The organism is Halomonas sp. HP20-15, from assembly GCF_033446685.1.
GTDB lineage: Bacteria > Pseudomonadota > Gammaproteobacteria > Pseudomonadales > Halomonadaceae > Modicisalibacter.
In genome coordinates this window covers 176,705-200,004 of the sequence record NZ_JAWQLY010000008.1, presented here as the reverse complement: position 1 = coordinate 200,004, position 23,300 = coordinate 176,705, and the positions used below count along the sequence as shown (strand labels likewise).

Sequence of the window (23,300 nt, the reverse complement as noted above, 5' to 3'; positions counted from 1 at the left end):
GCATCGGGCACTTACCCGGCCCAGCATGAGTAGCTAAGGCACCAGAACGCCATCGGAGATGGCCGCCCCAAAACGGGATTTCCCCGGGGGATGATGACCTTACATGAGGACTGAACCATGAACTGCATCCAACTGACCCAGCATGCCGATGACATCGCCAATACTTTCAGCAAGCAGGATCTGGCCAAGCTGGTGGTTGCCCTGAAAGCCGGCGGTGATTCTCTGCAGGATGCCGTCGAGGTGCTCGATACGATCAATGCTCACCAGAACTACACACTCGACCAGGCCTGGGACGAAGTGCGCGCCGGCGAGACTCGCGACATTGCCATCAACGAAGAATGACTGCTCCTTCACTCGCTCGATCGTTTACCCCTCCCTCGCCGGAGGGGTTTTTATTGCAGACCGGGACTCACCGGCAGTGCAGCTATCAAGACTTGCCAAGTGCCGGCTAACTTCTGCGATTGCATGCGAAGCGATCTCTTTGGCTGCTATTGGACAAAACACACAGCCACTAAGGGTTGAAAAACGGCCAGCCCTGTCGAAAACGCCGCGGCCCAAGCGACTAGCAGAAGGAAGCACAATCGACTGCCCAGTCATATCACCCAATGGAGCCGCACCATGTCGCGCATGATCTTCGTTAACCTGCCCGTCGCCGACCTCGACAGGGCGATGGCGTTCTACGACGTTCTCGGCTTTACCAACAATCCGCACTTCACCGACGAAACGGCGGCCTGCATGGTGTGGAGCGAAGCGATCCACGTGATGCTACTCACCCACGCCAAATGGCGCACCTTTACCACCCGACCCATTCCGCCTACCGACGCCAGCGAAGTGATGTTGGCCCTGTCGTGCGAGAACCGTGCGGCGGTGGATGCCATGTGCGAGGCCGCTGCGGCGAATGGCGGCACGGCCGATGTCAATCCGCCCCAGGACCTTGGCTTCATGTACGGCCGCGCCATGATGGACCTCGACGGTCACGTCTGGGAGACGGTGTGGATGGACCCGGCGGCCATGCCGCCGAACGAGTCAGCGAGCTGACGGTGCCCTTGCTGGCGTGCCGCGATTGCCTGCCTGCCGGTCAGTTACGCCGCCCTTCGAGCAAACCCCTCCCCCGCGCCGTCAACGCGAGCTGGCGGTGGGGCCACTCCTTGTGGGTGTCGCCGATCTCGAGCGGCGCCTGCGGTGTGGCGATCAGCGGCTGAAGCAGCCACCAGAACATCAGATCGCCCAGGTAAGGCAGCGGTTCGTACTCGCGCATGAGCCACGAGAACGCCTGGCCCACCGTCAACGGGCCGTGGTCGCGCACGATCTCGAGCGTAAGCCGTTCCGTCAGGCCCAGGCCGGTATCGGGCGCGGGCCGCTCCTGCAGGTGGCGAGCCAGCGCCCGCCCCATCATCGGCAGCGCCGGCGTGCCGGTGGCGACCAGCACCTGCAACGGTTCGGGCGTGTCGGCGGTGAGCGCCTTCCAGGCTTTTGCGCCCAGTTCGAGCAATGATGCTTGTACCGGGCGGCGCTGCCGCCAGAGCCAGGCGAGCAGGTCTGGGGCGAGCTGGCCGATGCCGATGAAGCGCGCCACGCCGGGAATCGCCTCCGCCGCCACCAGTTCGACCCTGGCACCGGGCGGGTTAGCATGCAGCCGAGACAACAAGTAGGCCAGCACCAACTGGTCGTAGCTGTCGTGTTCGAACCACAGCACGATTCGCTCGTAGCGCGCCAGGTCGTTCAGCGCTTCGTAACTCTTGCCCAGGCGGGCCAGGGCGTCGCGCTCGGCCATGCCGGACACTTCCGCCAGGAAACGCGCTCGCAGATGCATCAGTTCTTCGGGTGGCAGGTCGCGCAGCGGGCCGATGCAGAACGGATCGGAGAACTCGAGGAAATCGCCTGCGAAGCCGGCAACGCGCAGGTTATGCTGGATATCCGAGCCGCAGCGAATGTGCAGCGTGGCCCTGTCGCGGTCGCCGTTTTCGATCACTAGCCGCCGCGAGGCATCGAGCGTTTCGATATGCGCCTTGAGTTTCGGCCAACTGGGGAAGCCGCACTCGCGGGCGATGACGCACTGGGCGTCGGCGAGCTGCAAGGGCGCCTCGCGCGGCGGGATGTGCCGAACAATCCGTGCCAGGGCCTCGGGGTCGTCGGCTCGTGCCGCCTTGAGCAGTTCCTTGGCGCGCTTGCGCTGCTGTTCGAGGCTGAAGCGTCCATGTGACGTGGCGTCACGCGGGTAGAGCGAGGTCATACGATTCCCTCCATGCGCCTGTGTCCGCCAGTCAGGCTGGGAGTCGTATTGTGGAAATCGAGGGTGGTAATGGGCGCAGCCCTTTCCGCGGACGGGGACGCCTTGCGGCGCTGCGCTTAGCGTACCCCAGCCTGGAACGGTGTCAATCAGGGCTGCCTGCCCTCGCCCCGCGTCGGTCACGCGCGGCGCCCTATTCACCAGATATCAATCCGCATCCGCCGAGAAGGCCACGTCCTTCTGCGCCTCGAGCGCGCCAAGCCGCTCGCTCAGCGCACGCGTGATGGACGCATAGGCAGTGCTGCCGAGCGTCAGCCGCCGAGGCGGATCCTGCCGATCGGCGGTCGCGATCATCGCCTCGACCGTCCGATTGGCATCGGCCAGCTTGCCGAAAGTGCCTTCTGCAATGGCGCGCCTTATCTCCCCGGCGGGCGTGTCGTCATACACGGCCATCGGTTTCGCGTGAACGAGCCCGGCGGCGAAGTTGGTGGCCGTGGGACCCGGCTCGACCAGGATCAGGTCGATGCCGAACGGCGCCACGTCTTGTGCCGTTGACTCGACGAAGCCTTCGATACCCCATTTGGTCGCGTGATAGAGGGAAAAATTCGGGTAGGCGATCTGCCCGCCCTCGGACGAGACCTGCATGATCCGTCCTCCGCCCTGCGCGCGCAGGTGCGGCACGACGGCACGAATGAGCTGGATCGAGCCGGTGAGGTTGGTCGCGATCTGATGCTCGATCTGTTCGTCGCCCAGCTCTTCCGCGGCGCCAAAGAGGCCATAGCCGGCGTTCGATACCACGACATCGATCCGGCCCATGTCGGCGAAGGCCCGCTCGACGGTGGCGCGGATGCCCGCGGTATCGGTGAGATCGAGCTTCATCACCGCGAGGCGGTCACCGTGGGCCTGCTGAAGGCTCTCGAGCGCGCGCTCCTGGCGCAGCGTGGCGACGACGCGGTCGCCGCGTGCCAGTAGGCTTTCCGTCATCAGGCGGCCAAGGCCGGAGGAAGCGCCAGTGATTAGCCATGTCTTACTCATGAGAATGCTCCTTTCCTTCACTTCAGTTGACAAGGTCATCCTGACCGCCCCGATTGAAAACGAGAAGTAGGCTACGATGGGATGATTTAGTGCAGAGAATTCACCAATGACGAAACCCACCCTGGCGGATCTGGAAGCCTTCTCGGTAGTAGCAAGCGAGCGCAGCTTTCGTAGGGCCGCCGATCTCATGGGCATATCGCGCTCGGCGTTGAGTCACCGAATGCGCAAGCTGGAAGAGCAACTCGGCGTTCGGCTGCTGCACCGCACCACGCGCAGCGTTTCCCTCACCGATACCGGCAGCAAGTTGCTCGCACGCATCACGCCGACCCTGAGCGAGCTGGATGTAACGCTCGATTCGCTCGCCGAGGAGCGCGGCGAGCCCAGCGGTTCATTGCGGATCAATACCAGTAAAGGCGCCGCTCGGTTGTTGCTGACCCATGTCATTCCGGCTTACCTGGCGCGCTATCCCGATGTGGAGCTCGATCTGGTCAGCGAGGGGAGGCTCGTCGATATCGTCGAGCAGGGTTTCGATGCCGGCGTTCGGCTGGGCGAGGCGGTGCCCCAGGACATGATCGCCGTGAGCATCAGCAAGCAGCTCCGCTTTCTCGCCGTGGCCGCGCCAGCGTATCTGCGTCGGTTCGGCGAGCCCCGCGTCCCGGACGATCTCCATCGGCACCGCTGCATTCGCCAACGCCTGCCGAGCGGCAAACGCTACCACTGGGAGTTTGCACGCCACGGCCAGGAAGTCGCCGTCGACGTGCCGGGTGCGCTGACGCTCGATGACAGCGACCTGATGGTCGAGGCGGCCAGCGCCGGGCTGGGTATCGCCTTCATTCCCGAAGAAACGGCGCGCGACCGGCTCGAGTCGGGGCAGCTCGTGGCGGTACTGGAAGCGTGGAGCCCGCCCTATCCCGGGCTGATGCTGTACTACTCGGGGCGCCGGCACGTGCCCTCCGCCCTGCGCGCCTTCATCGAACTGTTGAAAGCGCCCGAGACGCAGGCGAGCCTAGGCTCAAACTTTATGTACAAACTTAAGTAATCTTTGATCTGAATCAACGCATACAAAATACGTATGTTTTGTATTCTAAATAGCTCGCTATCAACGCCGATACCTTTATTGGCCTTACTTACAGCTTGCGTTTGATGACGCTTGTTGAGGTGCGGCTATTTCCAAAACTGGAATCATTCGAGGCCTATTGGTCGTCCCTATGCGAGAGTAGAAAATGCATAATGTGTTGAAAAATCTAACCATCAAGACGGGTTTGACAGTTGTTCTGGCCTTATTCACGCTTCTGATCCTCCTTGTCGCTGCGCTTGGCTACCAATCTAGCTCTCTGGGGGCTAGTTCGATAGATGAGCTGAACCGTATTAATGTGCAGCAGTTGTATTCGCTTAACCGCGCCCGAGTAAATATCGCCGATACGCAACTGAACTTCCTGAATCACTTGAATGCGTTAAATGAGGGAGAAAAGGCCCTGGCAACAGCGCACCTGGAGCAAGCGGATAGCACGCTGAAAGCCGCGCAACAGCGTTTCGATGCCTTCTTGGCTGCTCCGAAAACCGAGCAAGGCAAGCCCTTTGCGGATGACGTTGCGGCGGCCTTTTCTAAGCTCATGGCACAGGGACTTCTTCCGCAGAAAGAAGCGCTGGAGCAGGGTGATGAGAGTGCTTACCATGCTGCCAAGCGCGAAGGGGACAGACTCAATCTAGCGTATGTCAACGCCAACCAAGCCTTCATCGACTTTGCCAGCACAAGAGGCCAGGAGTTGTTGTCTGGTTTCAGGGCGACGATGACAACCTTTGGCTATGTCGGCCTTGCGGCCTTGTTAATGGTTGTCCTGTGTATCGTCATGGTTCGTATCGGTATGATGCGTGTCGTCATTCGCCCATTGCAGGAAGCCGTGACTCATTTCGAACGGATTGCCCAAGGCGATCTGTCGCATAAAATCGCTGATCGGGGGCGTAATGAGATTGGCCAATTGTTTGCTGCCATGAAGCACATGCAGACGGGGATATCACAAACGGTTGCCTTGGTTCGGGATAGTAGCGGCTCCATCCACATCGGCACCCGGGAAATCGCTAGCGGTAATACCGACCTCTCGTCTCGTACTGAGCAACAGGCCGCTTCACTCGAGGAAACGGCCGCCAGCATGGAGCAACTGACAGCCACCGTTAAGCAGAATGCCGACAATGCGCGTCAGGGCAACACCCTGGCTAGTGAGGCTTCCGGCACTGCAGAGCGAGGCGGTGACGCGGTTGATCAAGTCATCGACACCATGCGCGGAATCTCTGAGAGTTCGCGGAAGATTACCGACATCATTAGCGTCATTGACTCGATTGCTTTCCAGACCAATATCCTGGCGCTCAACGCCTCGGTTGAGGCTGCCCGGGCTGGTGAGCAAGGCCGAGGCTTTGCCGTCGTGGCGACTGAGGTCCGCAACCTGGCAAGCCGTAGCGCCGATGCTGCCAAGGAGATTCGCGCTCTGATCGAGACCTCGGCAGCTCAAGTCGAGCAGGGGGCGACCCTGGTTGAGGGCGCGGGGCAGACAATGGATGACATCATGGCTTCGGTGAAGCGCGTCGCCGATATCATGGACGAAATCTCTGCTGCCTCGCAGGAGCAGAGTGACGGTATCGAGCAAGTCAACCAAGCCGTCTCGCAGATGGATGAAGTGACCCAGCAGAATGCGGCACTAGTACAGGAGGCCGCGGCGGCTGCCTCCTCGCTAGAGGAACAGGCTGCGCAACTTGAGTCGGCAGTAGCTATCTTCCAGCTTGCAGAAGTCGAGGTGCGAGGCGACCAACAGGTCGGCAAGCTCGAATCTCGGCCTGCACTGTCCTCTAAGACTGTGCAGCCTGCACCTCGGAAGGCTGCTAATTCCCAGCCCGCCGTACTCGAGTGGGAAGAGTTTTGAGTAGACGCTTCGACCGGGTATTGGTTCTTGCCAGATAGCAATGAAATCCCGGCCAATCGGCCGGGATTTCATATTCGGAATAGTGCTACCTGCCAGTGAACTCGTGTGGCTTTCTCCAAGTAAAACCGATGCGGTCTTTTACAGCAATGGGATGGATTATTCAGAACAAAAGGTCTCCAGCCCCTAAAGATCAGCCTGTTTACTTCTGATGTGTCATTAACTTAGACGCGACGACAGCGGCAACCAGACGTGCTCGTAGCCGATGGACAGCGCGACAGCCGCGAGCAGTGCGGCCATTGCCAGGCTGAAGCTCTTGAGGATTGCCGGGTTCTCGACGCGCTTGCCGAGCACGGCGCCGATCAGCGCATAACTGCCGGGCGCGCCGACCGCCAACACCGCCAGGCCGAGTGACCAGAGCACCAGGCTGACGCCGTCGATGCCCACGGCGGGAAACTGGATCGTGGCGATCGGCAGCGTCGCCACCACGCCCTTGGGATTGCACAGTTGCATGATCAGGCCGTCGCGAAAGCGCATCACTCGCGGCGCCTGGCGCACGGCGCCCAGGTCGATGCTCGACCGGGCGATCTTGATGGCGAGATAGAAGATGTAGGCGCATCCCAGCGCGCCGACCACGGCGAGCATATCGCCCCTCACCCAGGCGGCACCGGCCCAGCCGAACAGCAAGAACAGGATGAGCAAGGCCGTCCCGACCCCGAAATAGAATCCCAGCGAGGATTTGGCCTGGCCATGGAGCCCGGCATTCAGGCCGAGCAGGTTCACTGGCCCGGGCGTATACATGACGCCCAGGGCATAGGCGACGATCGCTAACATGGTGGAATCTCGGCCCGAAATTGATTGGATTGCTTCGCCATGCGCCGTCCCTGCTGACGCTGACCAGGCCAGCTTAGGTCCGTCGCCTTGCCGGCGGCTTGAACATAATTGCTCAACCAGTGCGAGTGGACGGTGATGACGCGATTTCGGCGGCGCTACTATGTTGAGTGGGTTGGGTTGAGTGAACTGGGTTGAGTGGACTGGCCCGGCAGGAAATTCAAAGGCCAGCAGGAATTTAAAGGACGGTGAATTTAAAGGACAGTACAGCGCAATGAGCGAAGCCAATGAGCAGCGCATCATCGAGACTTGGCGCATAAATGGGCAGGCCTGGGCCAATGCAGTCCGCGAGGGCGATCTCGAGAGTCGTAAGCTGGTGACCAACCGGGCAATCGTCGAGGCCGTGATGGAGCACTCGGTCGGCTCCGTATTGGATGTGGGATGCGGCGAGGGATGGCTGGCTCGCGAACTCGCGGCGAAAGGGCGAAGTGTCATTGGCATGGACGCCGTGCCAGGGCTAATCGACGCGGCCAGCAACGCGGGTGGGGGAACCTTTCATCTGGCCTCGTACGAGGATATTGCGGCAGGCCGATTCCATTGCCTTGTGGACACAATCGTCTGCAATTTTTCGCTACTCGGGGAAAAATCCGTCAGTGACCTGTTCGCGGCGATACCGGGATTGTTGACGCCAGAAGGGGCGCTTATCGTGCAAACGCTTCACCCCTTGGCGAGTATCCATGAACCCCCGTATGCAGACGGTTGGCGGCAGGGCTCGTGGTGCGGCCTGGGTTCGGGGTTCACGAGACCGGCGCCCTGGTATTTCCGCACGCTGAGTAGCTGGATCGCCCTGTTCAAAGACAATGGGTTTCGAGTGCGCGCCCTACGCGAACCGATCCATCCCAAGACGCAAATGCCGGCATCGATCATATTCGTTGGCACCCGTGACGCCTGACCCGTCGCTTCTGTTGGAACCCAACGTGTCGCCGCGCTTGGCTGCCGGAGGGATCCGAAGGAGTCCGGTCAGGGGGTGACGCTGCGCTGGTATTGATACGGCGTCATGCCGTAGATGCGCTTGAAGCGGCGATTGAAGTGGCTGAGATCGGCGAAGCCATATCGGAACGCCACCTCGCTGGGCACCACGCCGGCATCCAGTGCATTGCGCGCGGCATTGATGCGGCTGTTGATGACGTACTGGTGCGGCGTCATGCCGAACTGCTGCCGGAACAGCCGCAGGAAATGGTATTTCGAGAGGTGGGCGGCCTGGCTGAGATCGTCCAGCGACATGTCCTCCTCCAGGTGGGTGAGGACGTAGTCCTTGGCGCGTTTCAGCAATGCATCGGGGCGCGTGACGGTACCGTCCGGCTGGAACTTGCCGTCGCGCTGCACGAGCCGCGTGGCGATCCGGTGAAGGGCGTGTTCCTGATCGATGCGGCTGCCGACCTGTTGGGTCACCAGGCGGACCAGTTCCAGGATCGCATCGCGCAGCGCGGGGTCCTGAATCAGGGTGTCGCGACTTTTGAAAACGCCGGCGCTCTCACGCCCCAGCGCATCGGCAAACAGCGCCTCGAGCTGAGCGGGCGATACGTAGGTCATCACGTAGCCGAGCGTACTGTCGCCGCCCGGCTGCCCGTCGTGCACGTCCCCGGGATTGAACTGGATGACGTTGCCGGGCGGGCTGCGGTGAAACTGTCCGCCGCTGAAGAAGTCCTGCCGCCCGGCTAGGGTGACACCGAAGGCGTATTCGTCATGGGCATGGGGGTCGTAGCGGAAATCGCTCATCGCCGCCTGCAGCACGGTAAGCTCGGGAACGTGCCGACTCTTGAAGAACCGAAACTGGCTGGCCTGCTTCGCCATGCAAATCTCCCTGAACACTGCCCTTACCCAGCCTAGGCCGCTCGGCATGCCGGCGGCTTGGACATTATTGCTCACCCACCCTGACCCGCTGTCGAAATCGCCACGGCCCGTTCGATCAGCAGGAGTCGGCATGCCCCCATCGAATCGGCTGGAAGAGGCCCATGATGTGGCGCATGCTTTCGCAACCCGGCATGAGGGAGGCAATACCATGGTGTACGCGGCCAACGACATCCTGCTCTGGTTTTCCGCGCTGGGTTGCGGGCTCATGGCCGGGCTCTACTTCGCCTTCTCGACTTTCGTCATGACGGCCCTCGGGCGCATCGACCAGGGCGCCGGCATTCTCGCCATGAACTCGATCAACTCGACGATCCTCGCCTCGCCGTTCATGCCGCTGTTCTTCGCTACGACGCTGGCAGGCGCCGTGCTCGCGATCCTCGCCCTGTTCGCCTGGAACGAACCGGGATCGGCGTTCGCGCTTGCCGGTGGGCTGGTCTATGTCGTCGGCATGTTCGGCGTAACGATGCTCTGCAACGTGCCTCTCAACAACGAACTGGACAGGGCCAAGGCGAAGGGCGGTGACGAAGCCGCCATCTGGACGCGTTACCTGCGGGATTGGACGCGCTGGAATCACCTGCGAACGCTCGCCTCGACGCTCGCTTGCGGCTGCTTCATCGCGGCGCTGCTGGCCAGGGCCGCGGCTGGCATCTGAATCCGCTGCTCAACGTAGCCGACGCTCCGGTAATTGCGTTCAAGCCGTCTCGCCGATGATCCTGGTTCGTTCGGCCTTCTCGGCTTTTTCGATTTCCTCGACGCCGAGCATGCTGACGCCCGTGGTGGCGATATCCGCCGCGCCGTCGATTGCCGGCAGTTGCCAGTGGTTGGCGCTGAAGCCGCTATCGATCTGGATGCGCTCGGCGACCATGTCGACGAAGCTGCGCACCTTGGGCGAGACGAGCTTGCCGCTGGGGAATACCGCGTTGAGCTCGGTTTCCGGTCCCGACCAGCCTTCCAGCACCCGATGCAGCTGGTATTCCTCCGGGCCCCAGCACGCCACGATCTCGCTGGCCAGCATCAACCCGTGGCCCTCGACCAGCAGGCGACGCAGCACGAACGGGTCGTTGGCCACGGCGATGGGCTCGACCGCTATCTCTTCCTGGCGCGAGCCGTTCTGCAATTGCCAGAAGTAACGCTGGTTACGCCGGTCGGTGCTCTTCGCCAGCACCGGATGCTGCGCCAGCTCGGCGGGCGTGCGCGGCTCTCCGTGACGGGCGATATAGCGCTCGCTGGCATACACGAACGAGCGGTAGCGGGCCAGCGGGCGAGCGACCAGGCTGGAATCCGGCAGATTGCCGACCCGCAGCGCCACATCGATCTGATGGGCGACCAGGTCCAGCTGTTCGTTCGACAGCACCAGGTCGATCCTGACCTCGGGATAGAGTTCGCGAAAATCGCGGACCAGCGTCGAGGTGAATTCCGTGCACATGGTGAACGGCGCGGTGACCCGCAGCCAGCCGCGCGGGCTGCCTTCGAGCTGGTGCACGGCGCTTTCCGCCTCGCTCAAATCCTGGGTAATGCGATTGCAATATTCGTAGTAGACCCCGCCGGCCTCGGTGAGGCTCAGCCGGCGTGTAGTGCGATGCAACAAGCGGGCGCCCAGGCGCTGTTCCAGCCCCTGGATCTTGCGACTCACCGTAGTCTTGGGTATGCCCAGAAACCTCGAAGCGGCGATAAAACTCCCCTGCTCCACGACCTTGGCGAAGATCAAGGCGTCGTTGAGATCCTGCACCATATTGTTGTCCTTGCCGTGCATAGTCCTGAGTGAATACCGCGGGGCAACGGGGCACGGAGACTATCCCGCCACTGGAACAGTATTTCCCTCCAAACCCGACTAATCAAGTCGGGTTAAGCGGTTTATCTTCTCCGTTCCACCAACGCCGAATGTCGATTTCCCCCGCCCCGCAACGACTACGGGGCACGAGGACTATTTCCCGCTACAAGCTGGCTGGCATTGGTGCCGACAAGCGACTGGCTACAGAGGCCCACCCATGAACGTCCACAAGATGTTCCGTTCGTTGCGCCATTCGCGCGCGACACTGACGATTCCCGCACTGCTGGGGCTGGCCCTGCTCGCGGGTTGCGACACCCAGGCGGAAAGCACCCAGCAGGCCCCGCCGCCGCCCCAGGTCAGCGTGGCCGAGGTGCTGGTGCAGGACGTGCGTTACTGGGACGAATACACCGGCCACGTCGAGGCGGTTGAAACCGTCGACTTGCGTCCGCGCGTCGGCGGCTACATCGAGCGCATCAACTACACCGAAGGCCAGCTCGTCGACAAGGGTGACGTGCTGTTCGTCATCGACCAGCGCCCCTACCAGGCGGAGTTGTCCCGGGCCGAGGCCGACCTCAAGCGCGCCGAGGCGAATGCCGAGCTCGCACGCGCCCAGGCGGCCAGGGCCGAGACCCTGGCCAAGAGTCGCGCCATCTCCCGCGAGGAGCTCGACCAGCGCCGCGCGGCGAGCGCCCAGGCGGCGGCCGACGTTCTGGCATCGCGGGCCGGCGTCGCCACCGCCAGCCTGAACATGGCCTACACCGAGGTGCGCGCGCCGATTGCCGGGCGCACCGGTCGCGCCCTGGTCACCGCCGGCAACCTGGTATCCGAGGCCTCGCCGCTGACCACCATCGTGTCGATGGATAAGGTCCACGTGCACTTCTATGCCGATGAGCAGAGCTACTTGCGCTACGACGCGATGGCGCGTAGCGGCGAGCGCCCCAGTTCCCGCGAGGAGCGCACGCCGGTGCGGATCGGCCTGGCCTCGGACAGCGGCTACCCCTACGAGGGAGAAGTGGACTTCGTCGACAATCAGCTGGATCCGGCGGCCGGCACCATCCTGATGCGCGCCGTGCTCGACAACCACGACGGTCACTTCGCCCCGGGCATGTTCGCCCGCGTGCAACTGCGCGGCGGCAGCGACGACCGGGCGGTATTGATCGACGACAAGGCGGTACTGACCGACCAGGATCGCAAGTTCGTCTACGTCGTGGATAAGCAAGGGCTGGCGGTACGCAAGGATATCCAGCTCGGCCGCATGGTCGGCGGCTTGCGGGTGGTGAAGTCCGGGCTCGAAAACGGCGATCGCGTCGTGGTGCGCGGCGCGCAACGGATCTTCTTCCCCGGCATGCCGGTTACCGCACAAAGCGTCGCCATGCGCGATTCGAAGCCCGCGATGGATCTCTCGGCGGCTCATTGACCGACGCCCCTGACGCCTGCCTCGCCCCGATGATGGAGTAACCTGCATGGACTTCGCGAAGCTTTTTATCGATCGGCCGATCTTCGCCGCGGTGCTGTCGATCGTCATCTTCATCGCCGGCCTGATCGCGCTGCCGCTGTTGCCGATCAGCGAGTACCCCGAGGTCGTGCCGCCGACAGTACAGGTCCGTGCGGTCTACCCCGGCGCCAATCCCAAGGTGATCGCCGAGACCGTGGCCACGCCGCTGGAAGAGTCGATCACCGGCGTCGAGAACCTGATGTACATGAAGTCGGTGGCCGGCTCCGACGGGGTGCTGGCGATGACCCTGACGTTTCGCCCCGGCACCGATCCGGACGAGGCCCAGGTTCAGGTGCAGAATCGGGTCGCCCAGGCACTGGCGCGGCTGCCCGAGGACGTGCGTCGCCAGGGCGTGACCACGGACAAGCAGTCGCCCGACCTGACCATGGTACCGCAGTTGATCTCGCCGGACGGACGCTACGACAGTACCTACCTGCGCAATTACGCGGCGTTGCACGTGCGCGATGAGCTGGCGCGCCTGCCCGGGGTCGGCCAGGCGATGCTGTTCGGCGCCGGCGACTACGCGATGCGGGTATGGATAGACCCCGATCGCGCCGCCGCGCGCGGGCTCACCGCCGGCGATATCCTCGCCGCCATCCGCGAGCAGAACGTGCAGGTCTCGGCCGGCCAGCTCGGCGCGCCGCCGACGCCCCAGGATTCGGACTTTCTGATCTCCATCAACGCCCAGGGCCGCCTGTCCACCGAGGAGGAGTTCGGCGACATCATCGTCAAGACCGGCAGCGACGGCCAGGTCACCTATCTCGACGATGTCGCGCGCATCGAGCTCGGCGCCGCCGAGTATTCGCTGCGCTCGCTGCTCGACAACAACCAGGCGGTGGCGATCGGCATCTTCCAGGCGCCCGGCTCCAACGCCATCGCGCTGTCGGACAGCGTGCGCGACAAGCTGGCCGAACTGGCCACGCGCTTCCCCGAGGGCGTGGAGTACCGGGTGGTCTACGACCCCACGGTGTTCGTGCGCGATTCCATCAAGTCGGTCATCAAGACGCTGCTCGAGGCGGTGCTGCTGGTGGTGCTGGTGGTCACGCTGTTCCTGCAGACCTGGCGCGCGTCGCTGATTCCGCTGCTGGCGGTGCCGGTGTCGATCGTCGGCACCTTCGCGGTGCTCTACCTGCTGGGTTTCTCGATCAACACGCTGACGCTGTTCGGCCTAGTGCTGGCGATCGGCATCGTGGTCGACGACGCCATCGTGGTGGTCGAGAACGTCGAGCGGAATATCGCCGATGGCCTGGCGCCGCTCGCCGCCGCCCACCAGGCCATGCGCGAGGTCAGCGGGCCGATCGTCGCCATCTCGCTGGTGCTGTGTGCGGTGTTCATCCCGATGGCCTTCCTGGAAGGCGTCACCGGCCAGTTCTACCGCCAGTTCGCGGTGACCATCGCGATCTCCACGGTGATCTCGGCCTTCAATTCGCTGACGCTCTCGCCGGCGCTCGCGGCGATGCTGTTGAAGCCGCACGGTGCACCCAAGGACATCGCCTCGCGCCTGATCGATCGACTGTTCGGCTGGCTGTTCCGGCCTTTCAACCGCTTCTTCAATGCCAGCTCGGCGCGTTATCAGAGCGCGGTCTCGCGCAGCTTGCGCCGCCGCGGTGCGGTGTTCGCCGTCTACGTGGTGTTGCTGGCGGCGACCGGCGTGATGTTCCAGGCGGTGCCCGGCGGTTTCATCCCCACCCAGGACAAGATGTACCTGATCGGCGGCACCAAGCTGCCCGAGGGCGCGTCGCTGGACCGTACCGAAGAGGTCGTCCGGCGCATGACCGAGCTGGCGCTGGAGACCGAAGGGGTGAGTTCAGCGGTGGCCTTCCCGGGCCTCAATCCGCTGCAGTTCACCAATACGCCGAATACCGGCACGGTGTTCTTCGGCCTGGACCCGTTCGCCGAGCGCACGCGTAGCGCCGAGGCGATCAATGCCGAGCTCAACGGCAAGTTCGCCGCCCTGCAGGAGGCGTTCAGCTTCGCCTTCACTCCGCCGGCGATCATGGGGCTGGGCACCGGCTCGGGCTTCTCGCTGTTCGTGCAGGACCGCGCCGGCCTCGGTTACGGCGCGCTGCAGGAAGCGGCCAACAGCCTGGCGGGCGCGCTGTCGCAGACGCCGGGAATGGGCTATCCGATCAGCTCCTACCAGGCCAACGTGCCGCAACTCGATGCCGAGGTGGATCGCGCCAAGGCCAAGGCCCAGGGCGTGGCCCTCACCGACCTGTTCGAGACGCTGCAGGTCTATCTGGGCTCGGCCTACGTCAATGACTTCAACCGCTTCGGACGCACCTGGCAGGTGATCGCCCAGGCCGACGCCGAGTTCCGCACGGACGCCGAGAGCATCGGCAACCTGCGCACCCGCAACAGCCTCGGCGAGATGGTGCCGATCGGCAGCATGATCCAACTCAGCGAGACCTACGGCCCCGATCCGGTGATCCGCTACAACGGCTATCCCGCGGCCGATCTGATGGGCGAGGCCGACCCGCGCGTGCTGTCGTCCAACCAGGCGCTGGCGGCGGTCGAGCAGATCGCCCCGGCGGTGTTGCCGAGCGGCATGAACTTCGAATGGACCGACCTGAGCTACCAGCAGGCCAACCAGGGCGGCGCCGCCCTGGTGGTGTTCCCGCTGTCGGTGTTGCTGGTGTTCCTGGTGCTGGCCGCTCTCTACGAGAGCTGGACGTTGCCGCTGGCGGTGATCCTGATCGTGCCGATGTGCATGCTCTCTGCGCTGATCGGGGTGTGGTTCGGCAATGGCGACAACAACATCTTCGTGCAGGTCGGGCTGGTGGTGCTGATGGGCCTGGCGTGCAAGAACGCGATCCTGATCGTCGAGTTCGCCCGCGAGCTGGAACTCCAGGGGCGGAGCATCGTCGAGGCCGCGCTCGAAGCGTGCCATCTGCGCCTGCGGCCGATCATCATGACCTCAATCACCTTTACCGCCGCCGTGGTACCGCTGGTGCTGGCCAGCGGCGCCGGCGCCGAGGTGCGCGAGGCGCTGGGCACCGCGGTATTCGCCGGCATGCTCGGCGTGACCCTGTTCGGACTGTTCCTCACCCCGGTGTTCTACGTGGCGCTGCGCAAGCTGGTCGAGCGCGGCCACCGCGAACCGCAGTCAGGCGATCTGCCGGTGAGCGGCGAATACCGTGCATAATCGAATGCTCCGACAACGCGACCCAGGGAGCGAAAACGCAAATGGCTACGTCTTCATACAAGAGCCGGCCGCGCGGCGGGCGCTGGCCGCGGCGGCTGGCCTGGCTGAGCGTGCTGGTGGTGATCGCCGCGGCGCTATTGCTCGGCGGTGCGGGGCCGGCCCATCGGCTGGAGCTGGTGGACCTGGGCGCGGCCTTCGGCCTGTTGCGCCAGGGAGCCTATCTGGCGCTGGGCGCGGCGGTCCTGGGGCTGGCGACGCTGGTGGTGGCAAGCCTGTGCCGGCGCCCCAGGCCGGCACTGGTCGGCGCCCTGGTACTCGCCACGGTGGCGGCGATGATGGTCGTGCCCTGGCAGATGCAGCAGCGCGCCCGTCAGGTGCCGGCGATCCACGACATCACCACCGACATGCGGGATCCGCCGGCCTTCGTCGCCCTGGCCCCCGCCCGTGAAGCCGCGCCCAATGGCCTGGCCTACCCCGGCGAGACGACCGCAAGCCAGCAGCGCGAGGCCTATCCGGACATTCGGCCGCTCATCCTGAACCTGCCGCTGGCCGAGGCGATGGATGCCGCCGAGGCGACCGCCCGGCAACAGGGCTGGGAACTGGTCGACGTCGGCGACGACAGCCTCGAGGCCACCGCGACCACACGCTGGTTCGGCTTCAAGGACGACGTGGCGATCCGCCTGCGCGACGTCGAGGACGGGGTGCGGGTGGACGTGCGCTCGGCCTCGCGGGTCGGACGCAGCGACGTCGGCACCAACGCCGCGCGGATTCGCGCCTATCTGGCGGCGCTGAGCCGGCGAGCCGAATAAGGGCACCGTCGGCTCGCCGGGCCGTACGACGACGCTCAATCGCCCCGTTCGGCCAGGCTCGGCGCCTGCAGCGCGGCGGTTTCTCCCACCATGTCCGTCACCGTGGCACCGACCACCCGGATGGCCTCGGCCACCGTGGGGGTCATGGGCGAGGCGTAGTTCAGGCGCAGGCAATGGCGGTACTTGCCCGAGGCGGAGAACAGCGAGCCCGGCGCGATGCGGATCTGCGAGGCCGCCAACCGCTCGTTGAGGCGCACGCAGTCGACGCCGGCCGGCAACTCCAGCCACAGGATGAACCCGCCCTGGGGGTAGCTGACCCCGGTCCCGGCGGGAAAGTGACGCTTGACCCAGCCGAGCATGATGTCGCGGTGGCGCTGGTACTGGCGCACCATCTCGCGCAGGTGACGCTCGTAATGCCCCTTGACGATGAACTCGGCCACCGCCAGCTGCGGCAACGTCGCCGACGCCCCGGTGGAGACGTACTTCATGTGCATCACCTGGTCGCGGTAGCGTCCGGGGGCGATCCAGCCGACCCGCAGCCCCGGGCTCAAGGTCTTGGAAAAGGCGCTGCACAGCAGCACGCGGCCGTCGTCGTCGAACGCCTTTAGGGTCTTCGGTCGCGGGGTGGAAAACGCCAGGTCGCCGTAGATGTCGTCCTCGATGATCGCCACGTCGAAGCGCTGGGCCAGCGCCACCAGGGCACGCTTGCGGGGCTCCGGCATGGTATAGCCCAGCGGGTTGTTGCAGGTCGGGGTGACCTGGATGGCGCGGATCGGCCACTGCTCCAGGGCCAGTTCCAGCGCCTCTAGGCTGATCCCGGTCTGCGGATCGGTGGGAATCTCCAGCGCCTTGAGGCCGTTGGCCTTGAGGATCTGCATGGTGCCGTAGAAGCTCGGCGAGTCGACGGCGACCACATCGCCCGGCGCGGTCAGCGTGCGGATGGCGATCGACAGCGCCTCCTGGCAGCCGGTGGTGATCAGCACGTCGTCGGGGTGCAGCAGGCATCCCGAGGCCGTGGCCAGGCGCGCGATCTGGCGGCGCAGCTCGAGGCTGCCGGCCAGCGCGTCGTAGTTGAGCTCGTGCACCTCGGCGTGGCGATGCAGGCCGGCCAGCAGGCGCAACAGCGGCTTGAGCGTCGCGCTCTCCAGGTCGGGAATGCCGCGGCCGAGCATCAGCACGCCGGTGTCGCGCGGCATGCCGACCAGCTCGAGTACCTGGTCCCACTGCGACACGTCCAGCGGGCGCTGTGCCGGGCGCGTCATCGACGGCAGCACCGCCGGCACCTGGCTGGGCAGCACGTAGTAGCCGGACTTGGGGCGGGCCTCGATCATAAGCGCGTCCTCCAGTCGGAGGTACGCCTCCTGGGCGGTGGAAACGCTCACCTTGAAATCGCGGCAGACGCTGCGGATCGAAGGCAATCGGGCACCCACGGCATACTGGCCCTGTTCGATGCTCCGTCGCAGCGTGGCCGCGACCTCTTCATAGCGTTTCAAGACAGCGTCCTCGCAAATAAAACAAAAGCAGTACAGAAGTGATCGATATAATCGATACAGCCAGGCAAAAACCGATTCTGTACCGCAAAAATACTATTTATCTGAATCTGTATCGATCATTGAGCAAACCATACCCTGTTTGCAGGCCCAGCAACAGGAGTATCGCCATGTCCTCCACCCCGCTGCATCGTCTCGTCGCCACGTTACGCCTCTATCGGCATCGCCACCTCACGCGCCAGCGACTGCGCGAACTCGACCCTCATCTGCTCGCGGACGTCGGCATCACGCTCACTGAAGCCCGGCGCGAAGGCAGCAAGCGCTTCTGGGAGGCGTGAAGCGCATCAAGGCAGGCATCAAGCGCGCAACCGGGCGTTCCGTCCCGGTCGCGTGTCCCTTACTTCTGCTTTCTGCACGCGCGCAGCGAACTGGCATCGTGAACGAGGCCGGCCTATCCTTTTTGCGGCCAATTTATCATGATAAATTGGCCGGCAGCGTCTTTCCGCCTCCAGACGCAGACCACAAAAAGGACAATGCCATGAGTACTCATCAAGAGGCGCTGTCACAGCGCAAGAAGAAGTGGTACCGGACGGTCCCCGACCCCATGGTGCTGATCTTCATGATCCTGCTGGCCACCTATGCACTCACCTTCGTGGTGCCCGCCGGCGAGTATCAGCGGATCGAGGAGAATGGCCGCACCCAGGTGGTGTCCGGCTCCTTCGAATACCTCAACGACGTGGGCCCCATCTCGCCCTTCGATATCTTCGTCGCCGTGCCGCGCGGTCTCAACGAGGCCTCGCTGTATCTGTTCATCGTGTTCATCGCCGGCGGGCTGTTTCACATCCTGCAGCGTACCGGGGCGCTCGAGAACGCCATCGGGGTGGCGGTCAACCGTGTCGGGGTCGAGCGGCGCAACCTCATCATCACCGTCGGCACCTTCATCTACGGTTTCTTCGGCGTGGCCGTGGGCTTCGAGAACAACATCGCCCTGGTACCGATCGCGGTGCTGATCGCCGGCGCGATCGGCTGTTCCAGCCTGGTCGGCACCACCATGGCCGTGGGCGGCATCGGGATCGGCTTCGCCCTCTCGCCGATCAACCCCTACACCGTCGGCGTGGCCCAGGGCATCGCCGACCTGCCGACGTTCTCCGGCGCCTGGCTGCGGACCCTGATGGTGATCTCGTCGCTGGCGCTGCTCTCGCTCTACATCTGCAAGTGGGTGGTCAAGATGGACTTCGAGGAGCCCGACGACAGCAAGATGATGAGCAAGGCGCTGCACGAATACCGGCTTTCCCAGCGCGACAAGCTGACCCTGGCGGTGTTCGTGCTGGGCCTGGCGGCGATGCTGGTGGGCGTGTTCACGCGCGGCTGGTACATCAACGAGATCGCCGGGATGTTCCTGCTGATCGCCATCGTGATCGGCATCGTCAACCGGCTCTCGGCCAACGAGATCGTCAGGCAGATGATGGAGGGCGCCTCCAAGGTCACCCCCGGCGCGCTGGTGATCGGGCTGGCCGCGTCCATCCAGGTGCTGCTCGACCAGGCCCAGATCATCGATACCATCGTGCATGCACTCAGCGGCCTCATCCAGGGCATACCCGGTACGTTGTCGGCGATCATGGCGAGCGTGGTGCAGGGCGCGATCAACCTCTTCGTGCCCTCGGGCTCGGGCCAGGCGCTGGTCACCATGCCGATCCTGATTCCGGTGGCCGACCTGGTCGGCATGAGCCGCCAGCTGATGATCACCGCCTTCCAGGTCGGCGATGGCCTGACCAACCTGATCGTGCCCACCTCGGGCGGCACCCTGGCCATGCTGGCGCTGGGCCGGGTCTCCTACGAGAAGTGGCTGAAGGCCATCCTGCCCTTCATGGTGCTGGTCTACATGCTCGCCTGGGTCGGCCTGGTGATCGGCCACTACGTCGGTTACTGAGCCCGCCGTGACCCTGTCGCTGATCCACGTGCAGCCGGCCACCGGCACGGTCGCCGCGCTGACCGCCACCGGCGGCGTGGCGGTGGGCGGCTACGTGCATCATGCCTGGCGCGGCCTGGGCGCCTGCGCCACCCAGGGACTGGCGACCAATCCCTGGTACCCGGAAGGCATCCGCCACGCGCTGTCCCAGGGTCGCACCGTACGCCAGGCCCTTGATCAGGTGACGAGGCGGGACGGCGGCGCGGCGCGGCGCCAGTGCCTGGTGATGGATGCCGGCGGCCGGGCCGCAGTGCATAGCGGCGGGGACAATCTGCCCGAGGTCGCCGCCGAGCTGCGCCCGACGATCGCCGCGGCCGGCAACATGCTGGCCGGTGGCCAGGTCGTCGCGACGCTGGTGCAGCGTTTCCTGAGCCTGACCTGCACGAACCCCGACGCCGCGTGGGCGCGCAGCGCAGCGCCCCGTTACCGCGACGGCTACGAATCCCGGCTGCTCGAGACCCTGATCGACGCCCTGGACGCCGCGCTCAGAGCCGGTGGTGACAGACGCGGCGCGCGCTCGGCCGCCCTGCGGATCGAATCCTTCGACGCCGCGCCCATCGACCTGCGGGTGGACTGGGACGAGCGGCCCGTCGAGGCGCTTCGCACACTCGCGGGACGCGTGCGCGCACCGGACTTCGCCGAATTCCTCGCCTCGCTCCCCCGCCAATGATGCCAGGAGGAACCATGAACGATTCCACGCACCCGGAGAACCCGGGCCAGCAATTGATGGCGCGCCTGGACGAGGCCGCCCAGTACTCGCTGCCCGGCGATGGCGTCACGCGGCTGTTCTGCTCCGAGGAGCATCGCCAGGTGCTGACGTTGATCGGCGACTGGATGCGCCAGGCCGGGCTGACTCCCGAACTCGATGCCTCGGGCAACCTGGTGGGCCGCAACGCACGCGCCCTGGCCGGCGAGAGGACGCTGATCCTCGGTTCCCATCAGGACACCGTGGTCGAGGGCGGCAAGTACGACGGCATGCTGGGCGTGGCGCTGCCGCTGCAGGCCCTGCAGGCGCTGAAGGACGAAGGCGTCGAGCTTGCCTACGGGGTCGAGGTGGTGGCCTTCGGCGACGAGGAAGGCACCCGCTTCCAGTCGACCCTGATCGGCAGCCGCGCCCTGGCCGGGAGCTTCGATCCCGCCAGCCTGGAGGCGCGCGACGCCGACGGCGTCTCCCTCGGCGAGGCGCTCTCGCGGTTCGGCGGCGCGCCCGAGCGCATCCCGCAACTGGCGCGCAGGCGCGAATCGCTGATCGGCTACGTCGAGGTGCACATCGAACAGGGGCCGGTACTCGAGCAGCGCGACCGGGCGGTGGGCGTGGTGAGCGCGCTGACCGGCATCGAGCGGCACCGGCTGAGTGTCGCCGGCAAGGCCGGCCATGCCGGCACCACGCCCATGCCGGGCCGCCGCGACGCCCTGGTGGGGGCGGCCCGGATGGTGCTGGAGGCCGACCGGGTACTCAACGCCACCGACGATTTCGTCGGCGTGATCGGCAAGCTCGAGGTGCGCCCCAACGCCGTCAACGTGATTCCCGCCGAAGTGAACTTCACGCTGGAGCTGCGCTCGCCCGATCCCGACGTCCGCGCCCGGGGCCGCGAGGAGATCGTGGCGGCCTGTCGCCGGATCGCCGCGGACGGCGAGCTGGAATTGAGCTGCGAAACCACCTACCAGGCCGAGGCGGTGGCCTGCGCCGAATGGCTGATCGAGGCCCTGGAGGGCGCCTGCCTGAACTGCGGCGAACCCGCCGAGCGGCTGTTCAGCGGCGCCGGCCACGACGGCCTGGCGATGCACGACGTGACCGACATCGGCATGCTGTTCGTGCGCTGCAGGGACGGTCTCAGCCATCACCCCGACGAGGCGATCAGCGCCGAGGACGCCGACCGGGCGACCCGCGTGTTGATGCGCTTTCTCGGCGACCTGGATCCCGACCGCCGGGCCTGACTTCTCAGCCGGCCAGGAACCCGCGCCGGACCTGGGCCTCGTTGTCGTTCATCACCGCCTGGGCCGAGCGCATGTGCTCGCGCATCAGCTCCCGCGCCCGCTCGGCGTCGCCCTGCTCGATGGCGTCGAGGATGCGCGCGTGGTACTGGCAGCCGACCGGACCGATCTGGTGATCGCCGGGCTCGTAGAGTCGCCGGTAGACGGTCAAATCGGAGAGCACCTGCACCGTGAAGCGGATGATGAACGACAACAGCGGATTGCCGCCGGCCAGTTCCGCGAGCATTTCATGAAAGTGCAGCGAATCGATGTGCTGCTGGCGCTCCGCCTCCAGGTCGGGCGCCTTGTCGCAATAGCCGTTCAAGCTCTCGCGCAGACGCGCCAGATCCTCGGCTCCGACCTTGCCGGCCAGCGAGGCCGCCAGTTCGGGCTCAAGGGCCTGGCGGATCTGGTAGATGTCGCGGATCGAGATGTCCTGGAAATAGAAGTAATGGCTGAGCAGCGAGGTGGCCTTCGCCTCGCTCATCTGGCAGACGAAGACGCCGCCGCCGGGGCCGGTGCGCGTCTGCACCAGCCCCTGGGCCTCCAGCACCCGGGTGCTTTCGCGAATGGTGCCCTTGGAGACGTTGAGCGAGGCCATCAGCTCGGCCTCGCTGGGCAGCCGATCGCCGGGTATCAGTTGGCGATCGACGATCCAGCCCTTGATGGTATCCGCGACGTGATAGGGGAGACGACGCGATACGGAACCAGCCATCATTGCTCTCATGCCGACATAGGGATGCCAAGGGTAAGCCATTCGCGCAAACGCGAATAGCGTTTCCCGGCCCGAGCCTGGCCGCCCGATCGTGGCGTCATCGATCCGTCGCGCTGGCGATGCCGTTAAGTTCGTCGAGCATCGCCTCGGGGAGCTCGAGCTCGGCCGCGGCGAGATTCTCGTGCAGATGCGCGACCGAGGAGGTGCCGGGTATCAGCAGGATGTTCGGTGCCCGGCGCAACAGCCAGGCGAGCGCCACCTGCATCGGCGTGGCCGCCAGTCGCCGCGCGACGTCGGATAGCGTCGACGATTGCAGCGGGGTGAACCCGCCCAGCGGGAAGAACGGCACGTAGGCGATCCCCTCGCGCGCCAGCTCGTCGATCAAGGCATCGTCGTCGCGATGCGCGAGGTTGTAGTGATTCTGCACGCAGACGATCTCGCACAGACGACGGCCTTCCGCGACCTGGCGGGGCGTGACGTTGCTGAGCCCGATGTGGCGCACCAGGCCCTGGCGCTGAAGTTCCGCCAGCGCCGTGAGCGGCTCCTCGATGGCGCCTTCGGCGGGGCCGTGGGTATCGAACATCAGGCGCAGGTTCACCACGTCCAGCACGTCGAGGCCGAGATGGCGAAGGTTGTCGTGGACGGCCCGGGTCAGTTCCTCGGCCGAGAAGGCCGGCAGCCAGGCGCCCTTTTCATCGCGCCGCGCGCCGATCTTGGTGACCAGGCAAAGATCGGCGGGATACGGCGCCAGCGCCTCGCGAATCAGCCGGTTGGTGACATGCGGGCCGTAGAAATCGCTGGTGTCGATGTGGTTGACGCCCTTCGCCACCGCCTCGCGCAATACCGCCAAGGCGGCCTCGCGATCCCTGGGCGGACCGAAGACGCCGGGGCCGGCCAATTGCATGGCGCCATAGCCCAGTCGGCCGACGCGGTGATCGCCCAGCGCGAAGCTGGCAGGTTGATGCTGATTCATGGTGTTGCCCTCACTTGGACTTCTCGTGGTTGGTAAGACC

General features: G+C 64.9%; 21 protein-coding genes. 13 read left to right on the top strand and 8 right to left on the bottom strand.

Features of this window, described 5'->3' with window-relative positions; genetic code table 11:
- Positions 1–117: 117 nt before the first annotated feature.
- Entirely contained in the window at positions 118–342 is a 225-nt protein-coding gene (locus R6258_RS12515; protein ID WP_318450746.1) for a hypothetical protein, read from the top strand.
- Between the two features lie 276 nt (positions 343–618).
- Positions 619–1,038 carry a VOC family protein gene (locus tag R6258_RS12510; protein WP_318450744.1) on the top strand — a complete coding sequence of 140 codons (420 nt, stop codon included), beginning with the start codon at positions 619–621 and terminating at the stop codon, positions 1,036–1,038.
- Positions 1,039–1,078: 40 nt separating this feature from the next.
- Here the strand turns inward: R6258_RS12510 and R6258_RS12505 are convergent, their stop codons facing one another.
- Both R6258_RS12505 and R6258_RS12500 read right to left on the bottom strand, forming a co-directional pair.
- Positions 1,079–2,233, bottom strand: a complete 1,155-nt coding sequence (locus R6258_RS12505; RefSeq protein ID WP_318450742.1) for a DUF1835 domain-containing protein — start codon at positions 2,231–2,233, stop codon at positions 1,079–1,081.
- Between the two features lie 204 nt (positions 2,234–2,437).
- Positions 2,438–3,265 carry an SDR family oxidoreductase gene (locus R6258_RS12500; protein ID WP_318450740.1) on the bottom strand — a complete coding sequence of 276 codons (828 nt, stop codon included), beginning with the start codon at positions 3,263–3,265 and terminating at the stop codon, positions 2,438–2,440.
- Between the two features lie 106 nt (positions 3,266–3,371).
- On the opposite strand from R6258_RS12500, the gene R6258_RS12495 reads away from it, so the two are divergent.
- Both R6258_RS12495 and R6258_RS12490 read left to right on the top strand, forming a co-directional pair.
- A complete protein-coding gene (locus R6258_RS12495; protein WP_318450739.1) occupies positions 3,372–4,304 on the top strand; it encodes a LysR family transcriptional regulator in 933 nt (310 codons plus the stop codon).
- 184 nt (positions 4,305–4,488) lie between these two features.
- Entirely contained in the window at positions 4,489–6,180 is a 1,692-nt protein-coding gene (locus R6258_RS12490; RefSeq protein WP_318450737.1) for a methyl-accepting chemotaxis protein, read from the top strand.
- Positions 6,181–6,396: 216 nt separating this feature from the next.
- Here the strand turns inward: R6258_RS12490 and R6258_RS12485 are convergent, their stop codons facing one another.
- A complete protein-coding gene (locus tag R6258_RS12485) occupies positions 6,397–7,011 on the bottom strand; it encodes a LysE family translocator (protein WP_318450735.1) in 615 nt (204 codons plus the stop codon).
- A 271-nt stretch (positions 7,012–7,282) separates the two neighbouring features.
- On the opposite strand from R6258_RS12485, the gene R6258_RS12480 reads away from it, so the two are divergent.
- Positions 7,283–7,960, top strand: coding sequence for a class I SAM-dependent methyltransferase (locus R6258_RS12480; protein ID WP_318450733.1), 678 nt, complete (start codon positions 7,283–7,285; stop codon positions 7,958–7,960).
- Positions 7,961–8,028: 68 nt separating this feature from the next.
- On the opposite strand, the gene R6258_RS12475 is transcribed toward R6258_RS12480, so the two are convergent.
- Positions 8,029–8,862 carry an AraC family transcriptional regulator gene (locus R6258_RS12475; protein ID WP_318450731.1) on the bottom strand — a complete coding sequence of 278 codons (834 nt, stop codon included), beginning with the start codon at positions 8,860–8,862 and terminating at the stop codon, positions 8,029–8,031.
- 130 nt (positions 8,863–8,992) lie between these two features.
- On the opposite strand from R6258_RS12475, the gene R6258_RS12470 reads away from it, so the two are divergent.
- A complete protein-coding gene (locus R6258_RS12470; protein ID WP_318450729.1) occupies positions 8,993–9,571 on the top strand; it encodes a DUF1772 domain-containing protein in 579 nt (192 codons plus the stop codon).
- 39 nt (positions 9,572–9,610) lie between these two features.
- Here the strand turns inward: R6258_RS12470 and R6258_RS12465 are convergent, their stop codons facing one another.
- Positions 9,611–10,651, bottom strand: a complete 1,041-nt coding sequence (locus tag R6258_RS12465; protein ID WP_318450727.1) for a LysR family transcriptional regulator — start codon at positions 10,649–10,651, stop codon at positions 9,611–9,613.
- Between the two features lie 271 nt (positions 10,652–10,922).
- Between R6258_RS12465 and R6258_RS12460 the strand changes: the two genes are divergently transcribed.
- Genes R6258_RS12460 through R6258_RS12450 form a run of 3 tightly spaced genes read left to right on the top strand, consistent with a single transcriptional unit; the run spans position 10,923 to position 16,139 of the window.
- Complete coding sequence (locus R6258_RS12460) at positions 10,923–12,107, top strand: efflux RND transporter periplasmic adaptor subunit (RefSeq protein ID WP_412176376.1); 1,185 nt, start codon at positions 10,923–10,925, stop codon at positions 12,105–12,107.
- Positions 12,108–12,153: 46 nt separating this feature from the next.
- Positions 12,154–15,330: a multidrug efflux RND transporter permease subunit gene (locus R6258_RS12455; RefSeq protein ID WP_318450724.1), complete on the top strand. Its 3,177-nt coding sequence runs from the start codon at positions 12,154–12,156 to the stop codon at positions 15,328–15,330.
- Between the two features lie 41 nt (positions 15,331–15,371).
- Entirely contained in the window at positions 15,372–16,139 is a 768-nt protein-coding gene (locus R6258_RS12450) for a DUF1499 domain-containing protein (protein ID WP_318450722.1), read from the top strand.
- Between the two features lie 35 nt (positions 16,140–16,174).
- On the opposite strand, the gene R6258_RS12445 is transcribed toward R6258_RS12450, so the two are convergent.
- The gene (locus R6258_RS12445) at positions 16,175–17,632 is read right to left on the bottom strand and encodes a PLP-dependent aminotransferase family protein (RefSeq protein ID WP_318450720.1); all 1,458 of its coding nucleotides are present in this window, start codon (positions 17,630–17,632) and stop codon (positions 16,175–16,177) included.
- 167 nt (positions 17,633–17,799) lie between these two features.
- On the opposite strand from R6258_RS12445, the gene R6258_RS12440 reads away from it, so the two are divergent.
- From R6258_RS12440 to R6258_RS12425, 4 genes are all read left to right on the top strand, one after another.
- Positions 17,800–17,967 carry a DUF1127 domain-containing protein gene (locus R6258_RS12440; RefSeq protein WP_318450718.1) on the top strand — a complete coding sequence of 56 codons (168 nt, stop codon included), beginning with the start codon at positions 17,800–17,802 and terminating at the stop codon, positions 17,965–17,967.
- Positions 17,968–18,167: 200 nt separating this feature from the next.
- On the top strand, positions 18,168–19,559 hold the full coding sequence (locus R6258_RS12435; RefSeq protein WP_318450717.1) for a YfcC family protein: 1,392 nt from the start codon (positions 18,168–18,170) through the stop codon (positions 19,557–19,559).
- A 7-nt stretch (positions 19,560–19,566) separates the two neighbouring features.
- A complete protein-coding gene (locus tag R6258_RS12430) occupies positions 19,567–20,268 on the top strand; it encodes a DUF1028 domain-containing protein (RefSeq protein WP_318450715.1) in 702 nt (233 codons plus the stop codon).
- A gap of 14 nt (positions 20,269–20,282) precedes the next feature.
- A complete protein-coding gene (locus R6258_RS12425; protein ID WP_318450713.1) occupies positions 20,283–21,536 on the top strand; it encodes a M20 family metallo-hydrolase in 1,254 nt (417 codons plus the stop codon).
- A gap of 4 nt (positions 21,537–21,540) precedes the next feature.
- Here R6258_RS12425 and R6258_RS12420 read toward each other — a convergent pair whose 3' ends face one another.
- Both R6258_RS12420 and R6258_RS12415 read right to left on the bottom strand, forming a co-directional pair.
- Complete coding sequence (locus tag R6258_RS12420) at positions 21,541–22,290, bottom strand: FadR/GntR family transcriptional regulator (protein WP_318450711.1); 750 nt, start codon at positions 22,288–22,290, stop codon at positions 21,541–21,543.
- Positions 22,291–22,384: 94 nt separating this feature from the next.
- Positions 22,385–23,260 carry an aldo/keto reductase family oxidoreductase gene (locus R6258_RS12415; protein ID WP_318450709.1) on the bottom strand — a complete coding sequence of 292 codons (876 nt, stop codon included), beginning with the start codon at positions 23,258–23,260 and terminating at the stop codon, positions 22,385–22,387.
- Positions 23,261–23,300: the final 40 nt, after the last annotated feature.

Bases quoted from the DNA above. Each gene is read 5' to 3' on its own strand.
- R6258_RS12515 (WP_318450746.1), top strand. From the start codon at position 118: ATGAACTGCATCCAACTGACCCAGCATGCCGATGACATCGCCAATACT.
- R6258_RS12510 (WP_318450744.1), top strand. From the start codon at position 619: ATGTCGCGCATGATCTTCGTTAACCTGCCCGTCGCCGACCTCGACAGG.
- R6258_RS12505 (WP_318450742.1), bottom strand. From the start codon at position 2,233: ATGACCTCGCTCTACCCGCGTGACGCCACGTCACATGGACGCTTCAGC.
- R6258_RS12500 (WP_318450740.1), bottom strand. From the start codon at position 3,265: ATGAGTAAGACATGGCTAATCACTGGCGCTTCCTCCGGCCTTGGCCGC.
- R6258_RS12495 (WP_318450739.1), top strand. From the start codon at position 3,372: ATGACGAAACCCACCCTGGCGGATCTGGAAGCCTTCTCGGTAGTAGCA.
- R6258_RS12490 (WP_318450737.1), top strand. From the start codon at position 4,489: ATGCATAATGTGTTGAAAAATCTAACCATCAAGACGGGTTTGACAGTT.
- R6258_RS12485 (WP_318450735.1), bottom strand. From the start codon at position 7,011: ATGTTAGCGATCGTCGCCTATGCCCTGGGCGTCATGTATACGCCCGGG.
- R6258_RS12480 (WP_318450733.1), top strand. From the start codon at position 7,283: ATGAGCGAAGCCAATGAGCAGCGCATCATCGAGACTTGGCGCATAAAT.
- R6258_RS12475 (WP_318450731.1), bottom strand. From the start codon at position 8,862: ATGGCGAAGCAGGCCAGCCAGTTTCGGTTCTTCAAGAGTCGGCACGTT.
- R6258_RS12470 (WP_318450729.1), top strand. From the start codon at position 8,993: ATGCCCCCATCGAATCGGCTGGAAGAGGCCCATGATGTGGCGCATGCT.
- R6258_RS12465 (WP_318450727.1), bottom strand. From the start codon at position 10,651: ATGGTGCAGGATCTCAACGACGCCTTGATCTTCGCCAAGGTCGTGGAG.
- R6258_RS12460 (WP_412176376.1), top strand. From the start codon at position 10,923: ATGTTCCGTTCGTTGCGCCATTCGCGCGCGACACTGACGATTCCCGCA.
- R6258_RS12455 (WP_318450724.1), top strand. From the start codon at position 12,154: ATGGACTTCGCGAAGCTTTTTATCGATCGGCCGATCTTCGCCGCGGTG.
- R6258_RS12450 (WP_318450722.1), top strand. From the start codon at position 15,372: ATGGCTACGTCTTCATACAAGAGCCGGCCGCGCGGCGGGCGCTGGCCG.
- R6258_RS12440 (WP_318450718.1), top strand. From the start codon at position 17,800: ATGTCCTCCACCCCGCTGCATCGTCTCGTCGCCACGTTACGCCTCTAT.
- R6258_RS12435 (WP_318450717.1), top strand. From the start codon at position 18,168: ATGAGTACTCATCAAGAGGCGCTGTCACAGCGCAAGAAGAAGTGGTAC.
- R6258_RS12425 (WP_318450713.1), top strand. From the start codon at position 20,283: ATGAACGATTCCACGCACCCGGAGAACCCGGGCCAGCAATTGATGGCG.
- R6258_RS12420 (WP_318450711.1), bottom strand. From the start codon at position 22,290: ATGATGGCTGGTTCCGTATCGCGTCGTCTCCCCTATCACGTCGCGGAT.
- R6258_RS12415 (WP_318450709.1), bottom strand. From the start codon at position 23,260: ATGAATCAGCATCAACCTGCCAGCTTCGCGCTGGGCGATCACCGCGTC.